The organism is Endobacterium cereale (assembly GCF_009617585.1).
In the GTDB taxonomy this organism is placed as follows: domain Bacteria; phylum Pseudomonadota; class Alphaproteobacteria; order Rhizobiales; family Rhizobiaceae; genus Neorhizobium; species Neorhizobium cereale.
Genome location: NZ_WIXI01000046.1, coordinates 172,518 through 192,960, shown reverse-complemented (window position 1 = coordinate 192,960; position 20,443 = coordinate 172,518). Strand labels below are relative to the sequence as shown.

At 58.7% G+C, this 20,443-nt stretch carries 19 protein-coding genes; 12 read left to right on the top strand and 7 right to left on the bottom strand.

What is annotated here, in order from left to right:
• Positions 1–101 precede the first annotated feature (101 nt).
• Both GAO09_RS18000 and GAO09_RS17995 read right to left on the bottom strand, forming a co-directional pair.
• Positions 102–2,648, bottom strand: coding sequence for an ABC transporter permease (locus GAO09_RS18000; RefSeq protein ID WP_153355523.1), 2,547 nt, complete (start codon positions 2,646–2,648; stop codon positions 102–104).
• Complete coding sequence (locus GAO09_RS17995) at positions 2,645–3,358, bottom strand: ABC transporter ATP-binding protein (RefSeq protein ID WP_324185496.1); 714 nt, start codon at positions 3,356–3,358, stop codon at positions 2,645–2,647. The genes GAO09_RS18000 and GAO09_RS17995 overlap by 4 nt, the downstream gene beginning before the upstream one ends.
• Positions 3,359–3,447: 89 nt before the next feature.
• Between GAO09_RS17995 and GAO09_RS17990 the strand changes: the two genes are divergently transcribed.
• The 4 genes from GAO09_RS17990 to GAO09_RS17975 all read left to right on the top strand — a co-directional run bounded on the left by GAO09_RS17990 (position 3,448) and on the right by GAO09_RS17975 (position 5,567).
• On the top strand, positions 3,448–4,110 hold the full coding sequence (locus GAO09_RS17990; protein WP_153355521.1) for an arylesterase: 663 nt from the start codon (positions 3,448–3,450) through the stop codon (positions 4,108–4,110).
• Positions 4,111–4,176: 66 nt separating this feature from the next.
• Entirely contained in the window at positions 4,177–4,764 is a 588-nt protein-coding gene (gene thpR / locus GAO09_RS17985) for an RNA 2',3'-cyclic phosphodiesterase (RefSeq protein WP_153355519.1), read from the top strand.
• 27 nt (positions 4,765–4,791) lie between these two features.
• Entirely contained in the window at positions 4,792–5,085 is a 294-nt protein-coding gene (locus tag GAO09_RS17980; RefSeq protein WP_153355517.1) for a 4a-hydroxytetrahydrobiopterin dehydratase, read from the top strand.
• 83 nt (positions 5,086–5,168) lie between these two features.
• Positions 5,169–5,567: a YkvA family protein gene (locus tag GAO09_RS17975; RefSeq protein ID WP_153355515.1), complete on the top strand. Its 399-nt coding sequence runs from the start codon at positions 5,169–5,171 to the stop codon at positions 5,565–5,567.
• Between the two features lie 8 nt (positions 5,568–5,575).
• Here the strand turns inward: GAO09_RS17975 and GAO09_RS17970 are convergent, their stop codons facing one another.
• Positions 5,576–6,163 carry a sigma-70 family RNA polymerase sigma factor gene (locus GAO09_RS17970; protein ID WP_235938254.1) on the bottom strand — a complete coding sequence of 196 codons (588 nt, stop codon included), beginning with the start codon at positions 6,161–6,163 and terminating at the stop codon, positions 5,576–5,578.
• 323 nt (positions 6,164–6,486) lie between these two features.
• Here GAO09_RS17970 and GAO09_RS17965 point away from each other — a divergent pair, with 323 nt between their 5' ends.
• The 5 genes from GAO09_RS17965 to GAO09_RS17945 all read left to right on the top strand — a co-directional run bounded on the left by GAO09_RS17965 (position 6,487) and on the right by GAO09_RS17945 (position 11,269).
• Positions 6,487–6,990, top strand: a complete 504-nt coding sequence (locus GAO09_RS17965) for an invasion associated locus B family protein (RefSeq protein ID WP_153355513.1) — start codon at positions 6,487–6,489, stop codon at positions 6,988–6,990.
• A 221-nt stretch (positions 6,991–7,211) separates the two neighbouring features.
• On the top strand, positions 7,212–8,453 hold the full coding sequence (gene rlmN / locus GAO09_RS17960; RefSeq protein WP_153355511.1) for a dual-specificity RNA methyltransferase RlmN: 1,242 nt from the start codon (positions 7,212–7,214) through the stop codon (positions 8,451–8,453).
• A gap of 93 nt (positions 8,454–8,546) precedes the next feature.
• On the top strand, positions 8,547–9,500 hold the full coding sequence (locus tag GAO09_RS17955; protein ID WP_153355503.1) for an ABC transporter substrate-binding protein: 954 nt from the start codon (positions 8,547–8,549) through the stop codon (positions 9,498–9,500).
• A gap of 78 nt (positions 9,501–9,578) precedes the next feature.
• Entirely contained in the window at positions 9,579–10,478 is a 900-nt protein-coding gene (locus GAO09_RS17950) for an ABC transporter permease (RefSeq protein ID WP_153355501.1), read from the top strand.
• The gene (locus GAO09_RS17945) at positions 10,475–11,269 is read left to right on the top strand and encodes an ABC transporter ATP-binding protein (protein ID WP_324185501.1); all 795 of its coding nucleotides are present in this window, start codon (positions 10,475–10,477) and stop codon (positions 11,267–11,269) included. Before GAO09_RS17950 ends, GAO09_RS17945 begins: the two co-directional genes overlap by 4 nt.
• Before the next feature lie 66 nt (positions 11,270–11,335).
• Here the strand turns inward: GAO09_RS17945 and GAO09_RS17940 are convergent, their stop codons facing one another.
• Together GAO09_RS17940 and GAO09_RS17935 are read right to left on the bottom strand one after the other, a co-directional pair.
• Positions 11,336–11,977 carry a LysE family translocator gene (locus GAO09_RS17940; protein ID WP_153355499.1) on the bottom strand — a complete coding sequence of 214 codons (642 nt, stop codon included), beginning with the start codon at positions 11,975–11,977 and terminating at the stop codon, positions 11,336–11,338.
• A gap of 66 nt (positions 11,978–12,043) precedes the next feature.
• Positions 12,044–12,901: an SDR family NAD(P)-dependent oxidoreductase gene (locus GAO09_RS17935; protein ID WP_153355496.1), complete on the bottom strand. Its 858-nt coding sequence runs from the start codon at positions 12,899–12,901 to the stop codon at positions 12,044–12,046.
• Between the two features lie 232 nt (positions 12,902–13,133).
• Between GAO09_RS17935 and GAO09_RS17930 the strand changes: the two genes are divergently transcribed.
• On the top strand, positions 13,134–14,351 hold the full coding sequence (locus GAO09_RS17930; protein ID WP_153355494.1) for an argininosuccinate synthase: 1,218 nt from the start codon (positions 13,134–13,136) through the stop codon (positions 14,349–14,351).
• Between the two features lie 82 nt (positions 14,352–14,433).
• On the opposite strand, the gene GAO09_RS17925 is transcribed toward GAO09_RS17930, so the two are convergent.
• Both GAO09_RS17925 and GAO09_RS17920 read right to left on the bottom strand, forming a co-directional pair.
• Positions 14,434–15,609: a multidrug effflux MFS transporter gene (locus tag GAO09_RS17925; RefSeq protein ID WP_153355492.1), complete on the bottom strand. Its 1,176-nt coding sequence runs from the start codon at positions 15,607–15,609 to the stop codon at positions 14,434–14,436.
• A gap of 66 nt (positions 15,610–15,675) precedes the next feature.
• Positions 15,676–16,119 carry a MarR family winged helix-turn-helix transcriptional regulator gene (locus GAO09_RS17920; RefSeq protein WP_153355490.1) on the bottom strand — a complete coding sequence of 148 codons (444 nt, stop codon included), beginning with the start codon at positions 16,117–16,119 and terminating at the stop codon, positions 15,676–15,678.
• Between the two features lie 205 nt (positions 16,120–16,324).
• Here GAO09_RS17920 and GAO09_RS17915 point away from each other — a divergent pair, with 205 nt between their 5' ends.
• The gene (locus GAO09_RS17915) at positions 16,325–18,415 is read left to right on the top strand and encodes a M3 family metallopeptidase (protein WP_153355488.1); all 2,091 of its coding nucleotides are present in this window, start codon (positions 16,325–16,327) and stop codon (positions 18,413–18,415) included.
• Positions 18,416–18,575: 160 nt separating this feature from the next.
• Positions 18,576–20,396, top strand: a complete 1,821-nt coding sequence (typA, locus tag GAO09_RS17910; protein WP_153355486.1) for a translational GTPase TypA — start codon at positions 18,576–18,578, stop codon at positions 20,394–20,396.
• Positions 20,397–20,443 lie beyond the last annotated feature (47 nt).

The following is a 20,443-nucleotide window of genomic DNA, read 5'->3' as shown; positions in this document are numbered from 1 at the left end:
TAGTTGCGTTATCATTCAAGGCTTTGAGGCCTGAATCTGGAAAGTGAAGAGAATTTAATGCACCAACCCATGTCCGGACCTGACGATCGTCAGGTCGTTCTTTAAAGTTCGCGCAATACGGGTGCCGCTTTCTGCCCCAGAATGCGCCATGTGCCTGCAAGGCCTATGCCGACGGTCAGTACCAGCGCAATGACCAGTGTCAGCACCGCGACATCCGGCATGAAGGTCGATTGCAGGCGCATGATTTTTGCGACCACGTACCAAGCGGCACCGGTGCCGGCAAACAGCGCGAAGATGGCCGTTGCCGTGCCGAGGATCATGTATTCGTAACTGAACGCGCGGATCAGCATCGAGCGTGTGCCGCCCAGCGTTTTCAAGATGACAGCATCATGGGTGCGGGCACGGTTGCCGGCAGCGAGCGCGCCGGCCAGCACCAGCACCGAGGCGATCAGTGCGACGGCAGCAGCCGCCCGGATGGCCGTTGCAAGCTGGCCGACCAGCTGATCGACGATATCGATCGCGTCCTTGACGCGGACACTGGTGATGGTCGGAAAGGCATTGGTCACGGCTTTCAGGATTGCCGCCTCGGCCTGCGGAGATGCGCCGGCATCGGTCAAAGTCGCCAGCCAGGCATGCGGTGCGCCTTTAAACGTGTTGGGCGAAAAGACCATGACAAAATTGATCGACAGCGATTCCCACTCGATCCTACGGAAATTGGCGATTTTTGCCGTGATGTTGCGGCCGAGCACATTCACAGTGACCGTATCGCCGATCTTCAGCCCCAGTTCGCCGGCTTCCTCGGCCGAGAAGGAGACGAGAGGTTCGCCGCTGTAATCTTCCGGCCACCATTCTCCTTCGACCAGTTTTGAACCAGTGGGCAGATCAGCGTCATAAGTGATGCCGCGGTCGCCGCGCAGAACCCAGCGCCCCTGTGGCGGCACGTTCATCTTGGCGACGTCTTCACCGTTGAAGGCGAGAATGCGTCCGCGAAGCATGGGCACTTCGGTGATCGTGCCCTGCGGTGACTGCTGTTTGAGAATATCGACAAAACCCTGACGCTCGCCGCTCTGGATATCGACGAAGAAGAAGTTGGGCGCGTTCTGCGTCATCGTGCCGTTCAATTGGCGACGCAAATTGCCGTCGATCAGAGTCAGGGTGACGAGCAATGCCAGGCCGAGACCGAGGGAAAGTACAACCGACGGGGTGAGTGCGCCGGGGCGATGGATGTTGCCGATGGCCAGCCGCAGAGCCGGCGAGGCGACACGCGGGCAACGGCGTGCCAGTGTGGCGATGCCGCCGGCCACAACGCGCAGCAGGATAAATGCGGCAGCAACCGCGCCCAGAAAGATGGAGGCGATAAAACGGTCTTCCGCAGCGAAAATGGCCAATGCTGCGAGGGCGGCCAATGCCACGCCTCCAGCCGCAAGATAAGGCCATGACGGAAGGCGTGCCTGTTCAAATCCCTGCTCGCGAAAAAGTGCGGTTGCCGGCACTTCGCGGGCATGGCCGAGCGGCAGGATGGCGAAAGCGAAGGTGGTCAGGAGGCCGAAGAGCGCGGCAAGACCGAGGGCTGATGGATAAAGCGTGACCTCGGCTGGAACCGGCAATGCGCCTTCAAGGAAGCTAAGAGCGACAAATGGAGCAATAGCGCCGACCGTAAGGCCGATCAGGATTCCGACGCCGCCGAGAATGAGGATCTGGAACAGATAGGTAATCGTTACGACGAAAGCCGGTGCGCCGAGGCATTTCAGCGTTGCGATCGTGGTGCGTTTCGAATCCAGGAAAGCACGAACCGCGTTTGCAACGCCGACACCACCGACAATCAGTGCCGTCAGGCCAACGAGCGTCAGGAACTGCGAAAAGCGATCCACGTTCTCCGTCAGCGAAGGTGCGGCGCGGTCGCTGCTGCGGACGGACCAGCCGGCGCTCGGAAACTGTTTGTTGGCCGTTGCGACGACCGCTGTGCTGGTGGTCGGGTCTGCCAGCTTGATACGATAGGCATGTTCGACGAGGCTGCCGGTGGTGATCAGGCCGGATGCGGTGAGCGCATCCCGGGCAATCAGCAGGCGCGGGGCGAAACCAAAGCCTTCGGAAACGGCATCCGGTTCTGTAACGATCGTGCCCTTGATCTTGATGCGAGCGTTGCCGAGCAACATCTCATCACCGACAGAAATGCCCAGGCGATCGAGAAGCAATGGAGCGGCGATCGCGCCGAAAATACCATCCTCGTGGGTCAAAAGATTGGTGATCGGCATGTCCGGTTCGGTCTTGAGCTGACCGTAGAGCGGATAGATACCGTCAACCGCCTTCACTTCCGCCAACGTTTGGTCCGAACCGTCCGGCAGGCGTGCCATGGATCGCAGATTTGTAGAGACGGATACCGTGCCCAGGCTGTTGAGGAAGGTCCGTTCTTCTTCGCTCGCCTCACGATTGTTCAACTCAAATCGCACATCGCCCGCAAGCAGGCTCTGGCCCTGTGTCGCAATAGCTCCGGTAATGGCGCGCGATACGGAGTTGACCGACGCGATGGCGCCGGTGCCGAGCGCGATACAGGCCAGAAAGATGTAAAAACCGGAAAGGCCGCCACGCATTTCACGAATGGCAAGGCGAAACGCGATCGACAGGCGGGCGGACGTGCTGTTTCTCATGCGCGGATCGCTTCTCCAACGCTACCGGGTGCCGCACCTTCGGCGACGATTTCGCCGGAACGCACGCGGATCTGGCGTGAGCAGCGGGCGGCAAGCGCATTGTCATGCGTCACCAGCAGCATGGTCATGCCGCGTTCCGCCTGTTTGGAAAACAGCAGGTCTGCAATCTGGCGGCCGGTTTCGGTGTCGAGATTGCCGGTCGGTTCGTCGGCGATCAGAACGGAAGGCGAGGGCGCAAGGGCGCGGGCGATCGCCACGCGCTGCTGCTCACCGCCGGACAACTGGCCGGGATAATGGTTGAGACGCTCGCCGAGACCGACGGCGATCAGTTCCTGACGCGCGATCTCGAACGGGTTCTCGGCATTCGCCAGCTCCAGCGGAACGGCGACGTTTTCGATCGCCGTCATGTTAGCAATCAGGTGAAAAGACTGGAAAACGATGCCGATATTGCGCCCGCGGAAATCGGCAAGCCCATCCTCGGAAAGCTGGTGAAGGGGCGTGTTGAGAATGATGATTTCGCCGCTGTCGAGGCGTTCCAGTCCGGCGAGAACCATCAGAAGGGTCGACTTGCCGGAGCCGGATGGGCCAACAATGCCAACGGCTTCGCCGCGACCGATCTGGACGTCGATGTTTTTCAATACATGCACGGATGCTGCGGCGCTGCCGAGGGTGAGATCAGCCTTCTTCAGCTCGATGATGGTTTTAGTCACGCGCAGGCGTCCTATATTGGCATGTAGCAATGGTCGTGATGGGATGCCGGTGCGACCGACGAACAGGTTGGCAATCTAGGAAGGTCTTCATGGGATTGAAAGCGCTCGCACTTCACTTCACCGTCATAACCGGTTTGTCGTTCGCGGCTTTTTCGGCAGTCGCGCAAAGCCCGGCGCAGACCGAAACGGTGCAGCTCGTCGGTTTCGGCGACAGCCTGATGGCCGGTTATCAACTGCCTCCGAACGAATCCTACACGGCGCAGCTTGAAGCCGCGCTCAAGGCTGACGGACTGAACGTCACGGTCACGAATGCCGGCGTTTCCGGTGATACGACATCGGGCGGGCTGTCGCGCATCGACTGGTCGGTGCCTGATGGAACGCAGGGCGTGATCGTCGAGCTCGGCGCCAACGATGCGCTGCGCGGCATCTCGCCGGAACAGAGTGAAAAGAACCTCGATGCCATGTTGACGCGGCTGAAGGAGCGAAACATTCCGGTCGTTCTGGCCGGCATGCTGGCGCCGCCGAACATGGGCGGCGAATATGCCGAGCGCTTCAATCCGATCTACAAGAAGCTCGCCGAAAAATACGACGTGCCGCTCTACCCGTTCTTTCTCGATGGCGTCGCTGCTCAACAATCGCTGCAATTGGCGGATGGCATGCACCCCAATGCTGAGGGCGTGAAGCTGATGGTCGAGCGCTCGCTGCCGGTTATGCAGGACTTTGTTCGCTCTATTCTAATGGAGAAGAAATAGTAGCTTGCACGGAACCGCCATGCATGTTCCGCTGTTGTCAGATCCGAGAGATTCGAGGAGGTCCCCATGCCGAGACTTTTCACCGCCCTCGAGATACCGCGCAATGTCGCGATGAGTCTGTCCTTGCTGCGGGGTGGAATACCCGGGGCCCGCTGGATCGATGTGGAGAACTACCACATCACCCTTCGCTTCATCGGTGATGTCGATAACCGGACGGCCGATGAAATCGTTGATCGGCTGGACCGCATCGACCGGCAGGAGTTCCAGGTCGGCATCAACGGCATCGGCTCCTTCGGTTCGAAGAAACCACATTCCGTCTGGGCGGGCGTTGCGCCGTCCCCGGAAATGGCGGCGCTGCAGGGCGAGATTGAACGGATTTGCCAGCGCATCGGTCTGCCGGCCGAGCCGCGAAAGTTCATGCCGCATGTCACCTTGGGGCGTTTGAAATCCTGCCGCCTGGACGATGTCGTGCATTATCTCGGCGGTCGCGGTAATTTCCACGCCATGCCGTTTACGGCCAGCCGCTTCGTTCTTCTGTCGTCCAAGGAATCGGTTGGCGGTGGACCTTACGTGACCGAAGAAGTGTTTCCGCTGAGTGAAACCTGGGGCGCTGGTCATGCGGGTGGTGAGGTCTACGAAACGAGCCTGTACTGAGGCTTTTCGCGATTCCGGAGGTGCATGATGCGACCCCAGAAACTCTCTGCTCAATCCATTCAAAGCGAGTTGGCCAAGCTTTCCGGCTGGTCATTGCGTGACGATGGCGAGGCCATCCTGAAAACCTTCAAGTTCAGGAATTTCATCGAGGCTTTTGGTTTCATGACACGATCTGCACTTCATGCGGAAAAGCTCGATCATCATCCCGAATGGTTCAACGTCTATTCGAAGGTCGACGTGACACTTTCGACACATGACGCCGGTGGTTTGACCGAACTGGACTTCAAGCTGGCGCAATTGATGGATAGCGTTGCTGCCTAAGATTGACGGTTTGGCAAGATTGAAGCCGCGACCGGTAATTGCCATATGAGAGGCACAACGGGGTTCGCTTCGGAGACGCTTTGATGGATGATGTAAAGATCGGTGAAATTCTGTTGCCCGGCGACGAGGAAACTCAGAACCGTCGCGAGACGCAGGTCAGGGCGAAATTCTGGCCGACCTTGAGAAAGGCCGCTCGTTACGTGCCGTTCTCGCGCGATCTCGTCGCTGCCTTCTATTGCGCGACCGATCAGAAAACACCGGCGCGTGCCAAGGGGGTGCTGTTGGCGGCACTCGGCTATTTTGTTCTGCCGATCGATATCATTCCTGATTTTCTCGTCGTTGCCGGTTTTACCGATGATGTCGCGGTTCTTGCTGCGGCGCTCAAAATGATCAGCGTGCATATTACTGACGAGCATTATGATGCGGCGGACCGCGCTCTTGCGGATCAGCCCGACGTGACCGCACCGTCATCTGCCAGTTAGGCGAACCTTCAAGGCGAAAGACGATCGTGGCCGTCGAGCGCCTTGCGCAGGTGTTCGAAGGCAAGTCTGATGCGTGATTTGACGGTACCGAGCGGCAAGCCTGTGCAGGCTGCAATCTCGCTGTGCGAATAACCGAGAAAAAACGAGGCGCGCACCAGTTCCATCTGTTCGCCAGGAATGCGCGTCAATGCCTCACGGACTTTGGCCTCCCGTTCCTCGCTTTCCAGCATCGTTTCCATGCCTGGAACATCATCGATCTGCAGCAGCGGCTCCTTGCCGTCTATCATGCGTGTCCTCTGTCGGCGCTGCAGGTCGATATGGCGATTTCGCGCTATACGAAACAGCCATGTGGAGAGAGACGATCGGCTGGAATCGTAGAGTCCGGCGCGGTGCCAGAGAACCGTCATGACCTCCTGAACGATTTCCTCTGCTTCCTCATTGGGAAGTCCACGACGATGCAGCCAGTAATTCAGGCGCGGCGCGAAATGATCGAACAACTGACGAAATGCAAGCTGGTCGCGGCGGTCCGCAACAGCCTTTGCCAGAGCGGCGAAGCGATCTTTTTGGTCACCGTCGCTGAGCATTTCGTCAGTCATTAATCAAAAATCCGTCTCATATTCAGGTATTCTAATGTCAAATCAGCGTATTGGAAGAGGACAAACTGTTGCCCCATTCCTTGTGTCAGTAAAATATCAGGGGCGCGCGGGCCCGCAATCGAACTTCAAATGAAACAAAGTCAAAAACGTGGTTAAGAGCGGGTTTAGGCAAGTGTTTTATGGGGCCGTAAGCGGTGCATTTCCATCCCTTTACGAACCGGTATTCACGGTTTGGTAACCAGAATTTGGTCAAAATAGAGCGATACCGACTGCGCCTCAAAGCTTTCTGGTCGGCCGTTCATAAGAAAATTGGCAGGAAACCCATGTTTGCACGACAGATTGCCATCGCGCTGAGCCTCATGCTGGCAGGCACGAGCATCGCCGCCGCACAGGCACCGAATCGTATTCAGCAATTCAAGGCATGGGGTGCCTATTCCTACAAGCAGGGTAATGGCACGGTTTGCTACGTCCTGTCGGTCCCGACAACGAAGGAACCGGCTTCGGTCGATCACGGCGATATTTTCTTCATCGTCTCGCAGCGCCCCGGCCAGAACATTTCCTACGAACCGCAGGCAATGATGGGTTATACCCTGCAGGCGAATTCGAAGGTCACCGTCACCATCGACGGCAAGAACTTTGTCATGTTCACCAAGGACAAGGCTGCCTGGGTCGAAAACGCTGCCGAAGAGCCCGCGCTCGTCGCGGCCATGAAAACCGGAACGAACATGAGCGTCAGCGCCGTGTCCGGTCGCGGCACCAAGACGTCCTATGCCTATTCGCTGGCCGGCATTTCCGCTGCGCTGAAGCAGGTCGAATCCTGCAAGTAAGAATTTGCAAACAAGCACCTGATGAAAGGCCGGTTTCACGACCGGCCTTTCATCGTTTTTTCGAAGACAGGTGACGTGACCCTGTTTTGATGATAAAGCCCGCCTCAACAAGGTCGGGCCAACAGTTGCCGCGGCCGTTACAGGTTTCACGAACAGACATGCCTTTGCCTTATCCGCCGGTTTCGCGGTGGCGCTGGTCATGTGCTCGAACGGGATAGAACATGTCAGTCACAGAGGTTTTTGCGCCCGGCGTCGTTGCCAAGAAGCCGCTTGTCGCCAATCCGGATCTTTTCGCTTCCAAGCCGTCGCTTATCGGCATGACGCGCGAAGAGATGTCGGCTGCGCTGAAAGAGAAGGGCGTTGCTGAGAAGCAGGTGCGCATGCGCGTCAACCAGCTCTGGCATTGGCTCTATATTCGCGGCGTTTCCGATTTCGACGCCATGACCAATGTTGCCAGGGATATGCGCGAAATGCTGAAGCAGCATTTCACCATCGCACGGCCGGAGGTGGTCGACGAGCAGATTTCCAATGACGGCACCCGCAAGTGGCTGCTGCGCTTTCCTCCTCGTGGTGCCGGTCGTCCGGTCGAGATCGAAACCGTTTATATCCCGGAAGAAGGTCGCGGCACGCTGTGCATTTCCAGCCAGGTCGGTTGCACGCTTACCTGTTCCTTCTGTCACACCGGTACGCAGCGTCTGGTGCGCAACCTCACGGCCGAGGAAATCCTGAGCCAGCTTCTGCTTGCGCGCGATCGGCTGGGTGATTTCCCGGGTGCCGATACCCCTCCGGGTGCTTTCGTGCCGACGGGTGAGCGCAAGGTCACCAATATCGTCATGATGGGTATGGGCGAGCCGCTCTACAATTTTGACAACGTCAAGACGGCGCTGCTGATCGCTACTGACGGTGACGGCCTGTCTCTGTCGAAGCGTCGCGTGACGCTGTCGACATCCGGCGTCGTGCCGGAAATCTTTCGCACCGGCGACGAGATCGGCGTGATGCTGGCCATCTCGTTGCATGCCGTGCGCGACGAGTTGCGCGACATGCTGGTGCCGATCAACAAGAAGTATCCGCTTAAGGAACTGATCGACGCCTGCCGCAATTATCCCGGCCTGTCGAATGCGCGTCGCATCACCTTCGAATACGTGATGCTGAAGGACGTTAACGACAGCCTGGAAGATGCCAAGGCGATGGTGCAGCTTTTGAAGGGTGTTCCGGCCAAGATCAACCTGATCCCGTTCAATCCGTGGCCGGGCACGAACTATCAGTGCTCCGACTGGGCGACGATCGAAAAATTTGCCGATTTCATCAATCAGGCCGGCTACGCCTCACCGATCCGTACGCCGCGTGGGCGTGACATTCTCGCTGCCTGTGGCCAGTTGAAATCGGAATCGGAACGCATGCGCAAGACCGACCGTCTTGCCTTCGAAGCAATGATGATCGCTGGTCACGGCGAAGACGATTAATCGATCGTCTTCGCCTGCAGCAATCAGGTCGTTGTTGATTTTGCGCGACGTGCTCCATAAGAAGCCCGACAGATAATCTGCTCGGAGGAATTTATGCGCACTCTCATTCTTGCCCTCGCTGCGGCGACGGCTCTTGTTCTGCCTGCCAAGGCAGCCGATGTCACTGTCGCGGTTACTGCGATCGTTGAGCATCCGGCACTCGATGCTGCTCGTGACGGCGTCAAGGAAGCGCTTGCCGAAGCGGGTTACAAAGAAGGCGAAAACCTCAAGTTCCTCTATGAATCCGCGCAGGGCAATCCCGGTACGGCGGCACAGATTGCGCGCCAGTTCGTTGGCGAGGAACCGACGGTTATCGTGCCTATTTCCACGCCGTCGGCTCAGGCCGTTGTTTCGGCAACCCGCGACATTCCGGTCGTCTTCACAGCAGTTTCCGATCCGGTCGGCGCGCAATTGGTGAAGGATGTGGCCAAGCCGGGCCGCAATGTTACCGGGCTTTCCGACATGTCGCCGGTTGCCGAGCATATCAAGCTGATCAAGGAAATCTCGCCAAACGCCAAGTCTATCGGGTTTCTCTATAATACCGCAGAAACCAACTCGATCTCGATCCTGGCGGCTTTGAAGGAAGAAGCTGCCAAAAACGACATGACCGTCATCGAGTCCGTTGCCACAAAATCGTCCGAAGTGCAGGGTGCTGCCCGTGCGCTGGTCGGCCGCGCCGATGTTTTCTACATTCCAACCGACAACACGATCGTTTCTGCTTTTGAAGCGGCCGTCGGTGTTGCCGAAGAAGCGAAAATCCCGCTTTACGCGGCTGATACGGGCTCGGTTGATCGCGGCGCTGTCGCGGCCCTCGGTTTCAATTATTTCGACGTGGGCAAGCAGACCGGTGCAATCGTCGTTCGTATCCTCAAGGGTGAAGCACCGGGTGATATTCCGGTCACCGTCGCCGCTGGCACCGATCTGGTTATCAACAAGGGCGCCGCAACCCGTATGGGGGTGACGCTGCCGGAAGCGATCGTGTCGCGCGCTACACGCACGGTCGAGTAAAGCCATATATCCAAGCACCGGATGGCCTTTCGCCATCCGGTGTGACCGACGAAAAACCGGTGCGGTAAGCCCGGATAAATGAGGGGAGCACGAAAGGTGCTTAGTCAGATCGCCTTCTGGGGCGCAGTGGAACTTGGGCTGGTCTTCGCCTTCGTTGCCATTGGTGTATTCCTTGCCTTCAGGGTGCTGGATTTTCCCGACCTGACGGTCGACGGCTCGTTCCCGCTCGGCGCGGCCGTCGCTGCGGTGCTGATCACGATCGGTATCAATCCCTGGATTGCGGCCGCTGCGGCGATGCTTGCCGGTGGTGCTGCCGGCACGGTGACGGCTTTCCTTAATGTCCGATTCCGTATTTTGAACCTGTTGGCTTCCATCCTGACAATGATCGCCCTCTTTTCCGTCAACCTGAGGGTCATGGGGAAGCCGAACGTGGCGCTGATCAACGCCGATACGATGCTGAGCCCCTTCTTCGGTCTGGGTCTGCGTGAGGTTTATGTGCGGCCGCTGTTCGTCGGCGTGCTGGTCGTGATCGCCGTGATTGCAGTCTGGCGGTTTCTCGAGAGCGATGCCGGGCTTGCCATGCGAGCGACGGGCGCCAATCCGCGCATGTCGCGGGCCCAAGGGATCGATACCAGCTGGCAGGTTTATCTCGGCCTAGCTCTTTCCAATGCCCTTGTCGCGCTGGGTGGCGCATTGTTCGCCCAGACCAACGGTTTTGCCGACGTGACTGCCGGTGTCGGCACAATCGTAGTTGGCTTGGCGGCTGTCATCATTGGTGAGACGCTATTTGGAGCGCGCGGTATTTTGCTGGCGCTGATCGGATGTGTCGTCGGTTCGATCCTCTACCGCATCGCCATTCAGGTGGCGTTGTCGACGGATGCGCTGGGTCTCAAGGCGTCCGATCTCAATCTCGTCACCGCCGTTCTGGTGGCCGTGGCACTGGTCCTGCCGCGTTTGCGCCGGGGGGCTTCGTCGTGATCGATCTCAACAATATCCATGTTACCTTCGGTAAGGGTACGCCACTGCAGAAGGAAGCCCTGAAGGGCGTCAACCTCACCATAGAGGAAGGCTCCTTCGTCACCGTTATCGGCTCGAACGGTGCCGGTAAGTCGACCCTGCTTGGCGTTCTGGCCGGTGATGTTCTGGCCGGCGAAGGCAGGGTGATGATCGGCAATACCGATGTGACACGCAAATCGACTTCCGCGCGTGCCGGTCTCGTTGCCCGTGTCTTTCAGGATCCACTGACCGGCAGTTGCGGTTCGCTGTCAATCGAGGAAAATCTCGCGCTTGCGGCCCGTCGGGGCGAGCGTCGCGGGCTGCGATCGGCGCTCGGTCCGCGCCGACGTGAGTTGTTTCGTGATCGGATTTCCGAACTCAATCTCGGCCTCGAAAACCGCATGAAGGACCGCATGGACCTCTTGTCCGGCGGGCAGCGTCAGGCGGTGTCTCTGGTGATGTCGACATTGTCCGGCTCTGAAGTGCTCTTGCTCGATGAACATACGGCAGCGCTTGATCCCGGCATGGCCGAATTCATCATGAAACTCACTCAGCGGGTCGTCTCCGAGCGCAAGCTCACCACGCTGATGGTGACACATTCCATGCGCCAGGCGCTGGATTTCGGCCACCGTACCATCATGCTGCATGGTGGCGAGATCATTCTCGATGTCAGCGGAGACAGCCGCAAGGACCTGCAGGTCGAGGACCTGATCGCCATGTTCCGCAAGATGCGCGGTGAAACGCTGGATGACGACGCCCTGCTGATCGGCTGACGTCAGCACGTTTTTGTCAATCTGACTTCGCCCCGAGACCGGTTCCGGTTTTCGGGGCGATCTTTTTCAGCGCGCCTGTGTCAGGAAAATCTTGGCCGCGAAGACCGAAAAGACGCCCGCGAACGTGTAGTCGATACCGCGCAGCACCTTCGGATTGGCCTGTAGCCAGTTGGCGAGTTTGTCTGCGGCGAGGATCGCGGCGATATTCACCGGCATGCAGATGATGATGAAATAGATGCCGAGGAAAATCAGCTTGCCGGTGACATGAGGATCGCCGGCGGTGACGAACTGCGGCAGGAAGGTCATGAAGAAAATGATGACCTTCGGGTTGAGAATGTTGACCCAGAAACCGACCGAGATATTGGCAAGCGCGCTGCTTTCGGCCCTATCGACCTTCTGGACCGAAAGGCTGGAACCGAAGCGGATGGCCTGGATCGCCAGCCACAGCAGATAGGCAGCTCCGCCTGTCTTGAGAATGAAGAACGCCGTAGGGGAAGCGGTAATCAGCGCAGAAATGCCGAAAGCGACGAGAAGCGTGTGGCAGACGACGCCGAGAGTGGTGCCGACGACCACATACATGGCCGGCTTGCGGCCCTGGCCGAGCGCGCGGCTGATGGAAAGGGTCATGTCCGGGCCGGGCGTCAATGCAAGAAGAAGGCCTGCGGCGGAAAAGGCAAGCAGGGTGGCAATGCTGGGCAGGAAATCCATGGGTGCACTCGAAAGCCGGATGGGTGATATGCCTGTGTATCCGGCTTTCGTAGTTCTGCCAATGGATCAGCGTCTGGTGATGAATGCCTTGGAGGACTCGGCATAATCCGGGTGCCAGCGCGACAGCGGTGGGCGATTTTCAATAATGTCGCCGATGGCCCAGGCCATACGGCGCTCATCAGTGGCACGGTCGACATCGTTGTCGGGGCAGAGGATATAAAAATCGCCGCGTTCGATACTCTGTAGCATGAACTCGGCGGTCTGTTCTGACGTCCAGGCGCCTTCCGGCTTTTCCGTGCGGCCACCGGCGGCAAGCGGCGTGAAAACGAAGCCGGGGATCAGCAGGTGGGCCCCAACTTTGCATTCCGGCGTGTTGCGCAATTCGTGCTGCAGGGCTTCGGTAAACGCCTTCACGCCGGCCTTGGAGACATTGTAGGCCGGATCACCGGGTGGGGTGGTGATGCCCTGTTTGGAGCCGGTATTGATGATCAGTGCCGGTTCCTTGTGCGCGATCATGCCGGGACCAAAAACGCGGCTGCCATTGATGATACCCATCAGATTGACGGAAAGCACGCTGTCCCAGTTCGCCTGTGGGCCAAAAATGCTGCTGCCGGGCTGGATGCCGGCATTGTTCATCAATACATGCACGCGGCCAAAACGCTGGATGACGGCGCGTTCGAGTGCTTCCAGCTGGTCAATGCGCGAAACATCGGTGGGGATTGCCACGACATCGGCCTCGCCGTCTTCTGCCAGTGCTGCGACGTCGCGTGTGGCTTCGGCCAAACGGTCGCCTTCGAGATCGACAAGCACGACGCAGAGGCCAAGGCGGGCAAATTCCTTCGCTGCGGCAAGGCCGATGCCGGAGGCGGCACCGGTGACGACGGCAACATTGTCCTTCTTCAGAGCGGGATGAGTAACGGCCATGAAAAGTCTCCTCTATGACGCTGCTGTGCAAAGGTTTGGCGGCATATGGTACGATGCCTCTAATCCGTCAACATGACGGGATGTTGAAGCGGAGGCAGCCTAACAATCAGTGTCATCACTGACTGCGTTTTGCGGGCTTTCCCTTGCGCGGCCGACGAAACTCGCTAAAAAGTTCTGCGATCCTATTCGGCGGACTTGTGTCCGCCACCACCCGCAGACGGATAATTTCGACATGGCTCTCCCCAAAGACGTAAAGAAGGTCGTTCTCGCCTATTCTGGCGGTCTCGATACCTCGATCATCCTGAAATGGCTCCAGACCGAACTGAATGCTGAAGTCGTGACCTTTACGGCCGACCTGGGCCAGGGTGAAGAGCTTGAGCCGGCCCGCAAGAAGGCCGAGATGATGGGCATCAAGGAAATCTACATCGAGGACGTCCGCGAAGAGTTCGTGCGCGATTTCGTGTTTCCGATGTTCCGCGCCAACGCCGTTTACGAAGGTGTCTATCTGCTTGGCACCTCGATCGCCCGTCCGCTGATCTCCAAGCACCTGATCGAAATCGCCAGGAAGACCGGCGCCGATGCCATCGCCCACGGCGCGACTGGCAAGGGCAATGACCAGGTTCGTTTCGAACTGTCGGCTTACGCGCTCAACCCCGATATCAAGATCATCGCTCCTTGGCGCGACTGGTCGTTCAAGAGCCGTACCGATCTCCTGAACTTTGCCGAACAGCACCAGATCCCGGTTGCCAAGGACAAGAAGGGCGAGGCGCCTTTCTCCGTCGATGCCAACCTGCTGCACTCCTCGTCCGAGGGCAAGGTTCTGGAAGATCCGGCCGTCGAGGCTCCGGAATATGTGCACATGCGCACGATTTCGCCGGAAGCCGCTCCCGACAAGGCAACCACGATCAAGGTCGGTTTCCGCAGGGGTGATGCCTGCTCGATCAACGGTGTCGAGATGTCGCCGGCAACCCTGCTCAAGACCCTCAACGAATACGGTCGTGACAACGGTATCGGTCGTCTCGACCTCGTCGAAAACCGCTTTGTCGGCATGAAGTCGCGCGGCGTCTACGAGACCCCCGGCGGCACGATCCTGCTCGCCGCTCACCGCGCGATCGAATCGATCACACTCGACCGTGGTGCTGCGCACCTCAAGGACGAGATCATGCCGCGTTACGCCGAGCTGATCTATTACGGCTTCTGGTTCTCGCCGGAGCGCGAAATGCTGCAGGCCCTGATCGACAAGAGCCAGGAGCATGTCGAAGGCGAAGTGACGCTGAAGCTCTACAAGGGCAATGTCATGGTCACTGGCCGCGAGAGCGACAAGTCGCTCTATTCCGACACGCTGGTCACCTTTGAAGACGATCAGGGCGCTTACGACCAGAAGGATGCGGCCGGCTTCATCAAACTGAACGCCCTTCGCCTTCGTACGCTCGGCAAGCGCAACAAGTGATTTTTGATGGCCTAGGCCATGCATTAAATCGATAAAAGACCCGTCCTGCATCGAGCAGGGCGGGTTTTCTTTTGTCCGGAATTCAACGCCGCCGGGTGAGCGCCAGATAACCGAAGTAACCGGCGACAGCCGTAAATTCCATGATCGGGATGATGGTGGAAAAAGCCAGGACCGGTGATCCGACCGCGGCGGCGGCAAGCCCGGCTGTAAAGCCGCAGCTCATCTGGATGAAGCCCATCAGTGCCGAGGCTGAACCGGCTATGTGCGGAAAGGGTGCAAGACCGATTGTGACGACCTGCGGTGTGAGAAAGGCGATGCCGAATGTGCAGATCGCGACAGGCCCCATGACGGACATGAGCGTCGCAGGCAGGATGAGATTCCATGACAGCATCAGCAATCCGCCAAGTCCGCAGCAGGCGAGGCCGACGCGTACAGCACCCGTGCCGCCGATACGTCGGGACACCTGCTTGAGGACGATCGATCCTGAAACATAGGCACCTGACTGCATCAGCATCGCAAGACCGAATTGCGTCGGTGTCAGGCCGACAGCGCCGATCAGCACGAATGGCAACATCGTGGCCTGGGCATATAGCGCACCGACGGAACCACCAAGGATCATCGAGGTGCACAGAAAGCGCGGTTCGCTGAGTATCTCCCGATAAGCCGAGAGCAGCCGTGCCGGACGGATCCGCGAACGATCGGGAATTGTGGTTTCCTTGAGAAGGGCGAGTACGCCCACAATGATGCAGGCGCCGAACAGCGCCATCAGGATAAACACCGATTCCCAGCCGAATGCCGAAAGTGCCAGCCCGCCGATTGTCGGTCCCATGGCAGGGCCGATCGCCACCATGATGCCGATCAGGTTCATGATGCGGGCCGCTTCCTGCCCCGTGAAAAGATCCCGGACAATGGCGCGGGCAACCGTGACGCCTACCGACGCGCCTATCCCCTGGATCAGGCGGCCGACGATCAGCGTTTCGACCGAGGAGGCGAAGATCGCAATCAATGCACCAATCAGATAGATGGCCATGAAGCCAAGAGTGGCGACGCGGCGTCCGAAGGCATCCGATGTCGGTCCCGCCAGCAGTTGCGCCACTGCAAAACCGCCGAAATAGGCCGACAGGCTGATTTTTATGGCAGCCTGGTTAGTGCTGAATGCCGTGACCATTTCCGGCATGGCCGGTGTCGAAATCGCCATCGAGATCGGGCCGATCGCCGTCAGCACGGCACCAAAAATCGCAACCCTTCGCTCGCTCATGCGAAGTTTTTCTGGCAGCGGCGCTGAAGATGTCATGAGTGGTGATGATCTCGATACGGAGTAAGTTCAGGGCGCGGCAGCGAGGTTGTCATGAACGGTTTCGAGCACGCGCATGAAAACCGCGACGTCGCTTTCTTCAAGTCCGTCTGTCGCTTGCGCAATCAACTGTTCGAGTTCGTGGCGAATGCGCTTGATCAGGTCGTGCGATTTCGGTGTCAAAACGACCTGCTTGGCGCGGCGGTCAGTGAGGTCCGGCTGTCGTTCGATCAGATCCAGCGCCTGCAATTTGTCCAGAAAAGCGCAGACCGTCATCGGCTCGATACCCATGCGGGCAGCGATATCGAGTTGGCGCGCGCCGTTCAGTATCTCGACATTCAGGAGAGTGCGTGCTTCTGCCGGTGTGACCTCCAACCCTGCCTCCAGGATACGCCGCTCGAAAGCCGCCCGCAGCACGCGTGCGCTGTCGGAGATCAGAAAGGTCAAGGTGTCGGTGTTCTGCTTTGCGTCCATCGATCCTGCTGCCGTTGTCGCGGGCACCCTTACTAAAGTTCTGCCCACAAGGAAAACCAAAAAGCCGGCGAAATAAGGGGGTATTCCAAAACCCGATGCGACGAATGTTCTCCGCATCGGGTTGGCGTGAAACCCTCCCAATCCTGAAATGTTTTTCCTATGTAGTATCCCACAGACTTAACATTGATGCAGAGGACATGCGCGCATGGCAATCGAACAGCAGATCAATCCCGCCCTCGTCGACTGGAACGGCCAGAACGGCCTGCCGAAATTCGAACTGGTGAAGGACGAGGATTTTGCCGTCGCCTTTGATGTCGCTCTTGCCGCGCACGAGGCGGAAATCGATGCGATTGCGGACAATACGCAAACCCCGACGTTTGAAAACACCATCGTCGCGCTCGAAATCGCCGGTGATGCCTTGTCTCGCGTATCGGCACTGTTCTGGAACAAGGCGGGTGCGCATACGAACGAGGTGATCCAGGGACTGGAGCGCGACGTCGCGCCAAAAATGTCGCGGCACTACTCGAAGATCGGCATGAATGCGGCGCTGTTCGCGCGTGTCGATACGCTCTGGGACGCCCGCTCGACGCTGGATCTCGATCTTGAGCAGACGCGTGTGCTCGAACGCCACTGGAAGGGTTTTGTGAAGGCCGGTGCAAAGCTCGCCAAGGAGGAGCAGGAGCGTCTTGCCAAGATCAACGAAACCCTTGCCGGTCTCGGCGCCAGTTTTGGTCAGAACGTCCTGGCCGATGAGAAGGACTGGTCGCTGATCCTGACGGACGAGGCCGATCTTGCCGGCTTGCCGGATTTTGTGCGCGATGCCATGTCGTCAGCTGCAGAGGATCGCGGTTCGCCGGGCGCCTTCGCCGTCACCCTGTCCCGTTCGATCATCGAACCGTTCCTGACGTTTTCCGAGCGCCGCGAATTGCGCGAGCGGGCTTTTGAAGCCTGGGCGGCGCGCGGCCGCAACGGTGGCGCGACCGACAATATCGGCATCGTCAAGGAAACACTGGCTCTGCGTTCCGAAAAGGCGAAACTTCTCGGCTATGCCGATTTTGCCGCTCTCAAGCTCGACAACACCATGGCCAAGACCGCCGAAGCGGTGAATGACCTGCTGCATCAGGTATGGGAAAAGGCACGTGCCAAGGCGCTGGAGGAGGAGCAAAGCCTTTCCGGTTTGATTGCCGAGGAAGGAAAGAACCACGCGGTCATGCCATGGGACTGGCGCTTTTATGCCGAAAAGCTGCGTGAGCGCATGTTCGATTTTTCGGAGTCGGAACTGAAGCCTTACCTGCAGCTGGAAAAGATCATCGAGGCTTGCTTTGATGTCGCCAAGCGCCTGTTTGGCGTCGATATCAGGGAAGTTTCCGGCATTACCGCCTATCACCCGGATGTGCGGGTTTTTGAAGTGCGTGACGAAACCGGCGCACTGAAGGCGATGTTCCTTGGTGACTATTTTGCCCGTTCCTCCAAGCGTTCGGGTGCATGGATGAGTTCTTTCCAGTCGCAGCACAAGCTGGTGCTGAAGAGCGGCGCGGAAGGCGAACTGCCGATCATTTATAACGTCTGTAATTTTGCAAAACCTGCCGCTGGCAAGCCTGCGCTGCTGTCGCTCGATGACGCGCGAACCCTGTTTCACGAGTTCGGCCACGCGCTGCACGGCATGTTGTCCAATGTCACCTATCCGTCGGTGTCGGGCACCGGCGTGTCGCGCGATTTCGTCGAATTGCCGTCGCAGCTTTACGAGCACTGGCTGACGGTGCCGGAAATTCTCGAAAAATACGCGGTGCATCACGACACCGGCAAGCCGATGCCGAAGGCGCTGCTCGACAAGGTTCTGGCGGCCCGCACCTTCAATGCCGGTTTTGCAACCGTGGAATTCACCTCTTCGGCTCTGGTCGACATGGCATTCCACACGCGTGGCCCGGTCGAGGATCCGCTGGCGGTTCAGGCTGAGGTCCTGGACGAGCTTGGCATGCCAGCCTCCATCGTCATGCGTCACGCCACGCCGCATTTCCAGCACGTCTTCTCCGGCGATGGTTATTCGGCCGGTTATTATTCCTATATGTGGTCGGAAGTGCTGGATGCCGATGCCTTTGCCGCCTTCGAGGAAAGCGGCAATGCATTCGATCCTGTCATGGCGCGCAAGCTGAAGAACAATATCTATTCGGTTGGCGGCTCGATCGATCCGGAAGACACGTACAAGGCGTTCCGTGGCAAGCTGCCGGATCCGACCGCGATGTTGAAGAAAAAGGGCCTCGCGGTCATGGCGGAGCTTTCCGGTAGCGACGGTTGATCGTTCGCGCTTGAATTGTCATTGATTCTTTGTGGGAAGCGGTTAGGGAGGTGCGAAAACCTTCGCCCCCTTTCGCAAACGGGAAAAACAGGGTAAGAGCGCGCCAACGAAATTGGCGCCTCCTCCCGATTGTCGCGCCCCAAACTCAGAGAACCCCAATATGGCACTTCGCAACATCGCGATCATCGCGCACGTTGACCATGGCAAAACGACGCTCGTTGACGAGCTCCTGAAACAGTCGGGCTCGTTCCGCGAGAACCAGCGCGTTGCAGAACGCGTCATGGACTCGAACGATCTCGAAAAGGAACGCGGCATCACCATTCTCGCGAAGGCAACTTCGGTTGAGTGGAAGGGCGTTCGCGTCAACATCGTCGACACCCCCGGCCACGCCGACTTCGGTGGCGAAGTCGAGCGCATTCTGTCGATGGTGGATGGCGCGATCGTTCTGGTCGACTCGTCGGAAGGCCCGATGCCGCAGACCAAGTTCGTGGTCGGCAAGGCGCTGAAGGTCGGTCTTCGCCCGATCGTCGCGATCAACAAGATCGACCGTCCGGACGGCCGCCACGAAGAAGTCATCAACGAAGTTTTCGACCTGTTCGCAAACCTCGACGCCACCGACGAGCAGCTCGACTTCCCGATCCTCTACGGTTCTGGTCGTGATGGCTGGATGAACGTCAACCCGGAAGGCCCGAAGGACGAAGGTCTGGCACCGTTGCTCGACCTCGTGCTCAAGCACGTTCCGGAGCCGAAGGTCGAAGAAGGCCCGTTCCGTATGATCGGTACGCTTCTCGAAGCCAACCCGTTCCTCGGCCGCATCATCACCGGTCGCGTCGCCTCCGGCTCGATCAAGCCGAACCAGGCCGTCAAGGTTCTGTCGCAGGACGGCAAGACTGTCGAAACCGGCCGTATCTCCAAGATCCTCGCATTCCGCGGCATCGAGCGTCAGCCGATCGAAGAAGCTGTTGCCGGTGACATCGTCGCCATCGCCGGTCTCTCCAAGGGCACGGTTGCCGACACGTTCTGCGACCCGTCTGTTTCGGAAGCCATGCAGGCACAGCCGATCGACCCGCCGACCGTCACCATGTCCTTCATCGTCAACGACAGCCCGCTTGCAGGCACAGAAGGCGACAAGGTCACCTCGCGCGTCATCCGTGACCGCCTGTTCAAGGAAGCCGAAGGCAACGTTGCGCTGAAGATCGAAGAAGCCGAAGGCAAGGATTCGTTCTACGTATCCGGCCGCGGCGAACTTCAGCTCGCCGTTCTGATCGAAACCATGCGCCGTGAAGGCTTTGAGCTTGCCGTGTCGCGTCCGCGCGTCGTCATGCACAAGGACGAGAACGGCCAGACCATGGAGCCGATCGAAGAAGTCGTCATCGACGTCGATGAAGAACATTCCGGCATCGTCGTTCAGAAGATGTCCGAGCGCAAGGCCGAGATGACCGAACTGCGTCCTTCGGGCGGCAGCCGCGTTCGCCTGAAGTTCCTCGCGCCGACCCGTGGCCTTATCGGTTACCAGTCTGAACTGCTGACAGACACGCGCGGCACGGCGATCATGAACCGCCTGTTCAACGACTACCAGCCGTACAAGGGTGAAATCACCGGTCGTACGAACGGCGTTCTGTTGTCCAACCAGTCCGGCGAAGCCGTCGCTTACGCGATGTTCAACCTGGAAGATCGCGGCCCGATGATCATCGAGCCGGGTGAAAAGGTCTACATGGGCATGATCATCGGTATCCATACCCGCGACAACGACCTCGAGGTCAACGTGCTCAAGGGCAAGCAGCTGACGAACATCCGTTCGGCTGGCAAGGACGAAGCCGTTCGTCTGACCCCGCCGATCCGCATGACGCTCGACCGCGCTCTGTCCTGGATCCAGGACGACGAGTTGATGGAAGTCACGCCGAAGTCGATCCGCCTTCGCAAGATCTACCTCGACGCCAACGACCGCAAGCGCTTCGACAAGTCGAAGGCCGCTCTCTGATCGAGCGTCTTAACCAAGACAGAAAAACCCGGCCTTCGTGCCGGGTT

What these genes read in the sequence shown, in the direction of transcription:
- typA (WP_153355486.1), top strand. Translation starts at nt 18,576, where the DNA reads ATGGCACTTCGCAACATCGCGATCATCGCGCACGTTGACCATGGCAAA.
- GAO09_RS17940 (WP_153355499.1), bottom strand. Translation starts at nt 11,977, where the DNA reads ATGGATTTCCTGCCCAGCATTGCCACCCTGCTTGCCTTTTCCGCCGCA.
- GAO09_RS17980 (WP_153355517.1), top strand. Translation starts at nt 4,792, where the DNA reads ATGCGACCCCAGAAACTCTCTGCTCAATCCATTCAAAGCGAGTTGGCC.
- GAO09_RS17990 (WP_153355521.1), top strand. Translation starts at nt 3,448, where the DNA reads ATGGGATTGAAAGCGCTCGCACTTCACTTCACCGTCATAACCGGTTTG.
- rlmN (WP_153355511.1), top strand. Translation starts at nt 7,212, where the DNA reads ATGTCAGTCACAGAGGTTTTTGCGCCCGGCGTCGTTGCCAAGAAGCCG.
- GAO09_RS17950 (WP_153355501.1), top strand. Translation starts at nt 9,579, where the DNA reads ATGAGGGGAGCACGAAAGGTGCTTAGTCAGATCGCCTTCTGGGGCGCA.
- GAO09_RS17925 (WP_153355492.1), bottom strand. Translation starts at nt 15,609, where the DNA reads ATGAGCGAGCGAAGGGTTGCGATTTTTGGTGCCGTGCTGACGGCGATC.
- GAO09_RS17975 (WP_153355515.1), top strand. Translation starts at nt 5,169, where the DNA reads ATGGATGATGTAAAGATCGGTGAAATTCTGTTGCCCGGCGACGAGGAA.
- GAO09_RS17930 (WP_153355494.1), top strand. Translation starts at nt 13,134, where the DNA reads ATGGCTCTCCCCAAAGACGTAAAGAAGGTCGTTCTCGCCTATTCTGGC.
- GAO09_RS17920 (WP_153355490.1), bottom strand. Translation starts at nt 16,119, where the DNA reads ATGGACGCAAAGCAGAACACCGACACCTTGACCTTTCTGATCTCCGAC.
- GAO09_RS17965 (WP_153355513.1), top strand. Translation starts at nt 6,487, where the DNA reads ATGTTTGCACGACAGATTGCCATCGCGCTGAGCCTCATGCTGGCAGGC.
- GAO09_RS18000 (WP_153355523.1), bottom strand. Translation starts at nt 2,648, where the DNA reads ATGAGAAACAGCACGTCCGCCCGCCTGTCGATCGCGTTTCGCCTTGCC.
- GAO09_RS17970 (WP_235938254.1), bottom strand. Translation starts at nt 6,163, where the DNA reads ATGACTGACGAAATGCTCAGCGACGGTGACCAAAAAGATCGCTTCGCC.
- GAO09_RS17935 (WP_153355496.1), bottom strand. Translation starts at nt 12,901, where the DNA reads ATGGCCGTTACTCATCCCGCTCTGAAGAAGGACAATGTTGCCGTCGTC.
- GAO09_RS17955 (WP_153355503.1), top strand. Translation starts at nt 8,547, where the DNA reads ATGCGCACTCTCATTCTTGCCCTCGCTGCGGCGACGGCTCTTGTTCTG.
- GAO09_RS17915 (WP_153355488.1), top strand. Translation starts at nt 16,325, where the DNA reads ATGGCAATCGAACAGCAGATCAATCCCGCCCTCGTCGACTGGAACGGC.
- thpR (WP_153355519.1), top strand. Translation starts at nt 4,177, where the DNA reads ATGCCGAGACTTTTCACCGCCCTCGAGATACCGCGCAATGTCGCGATG.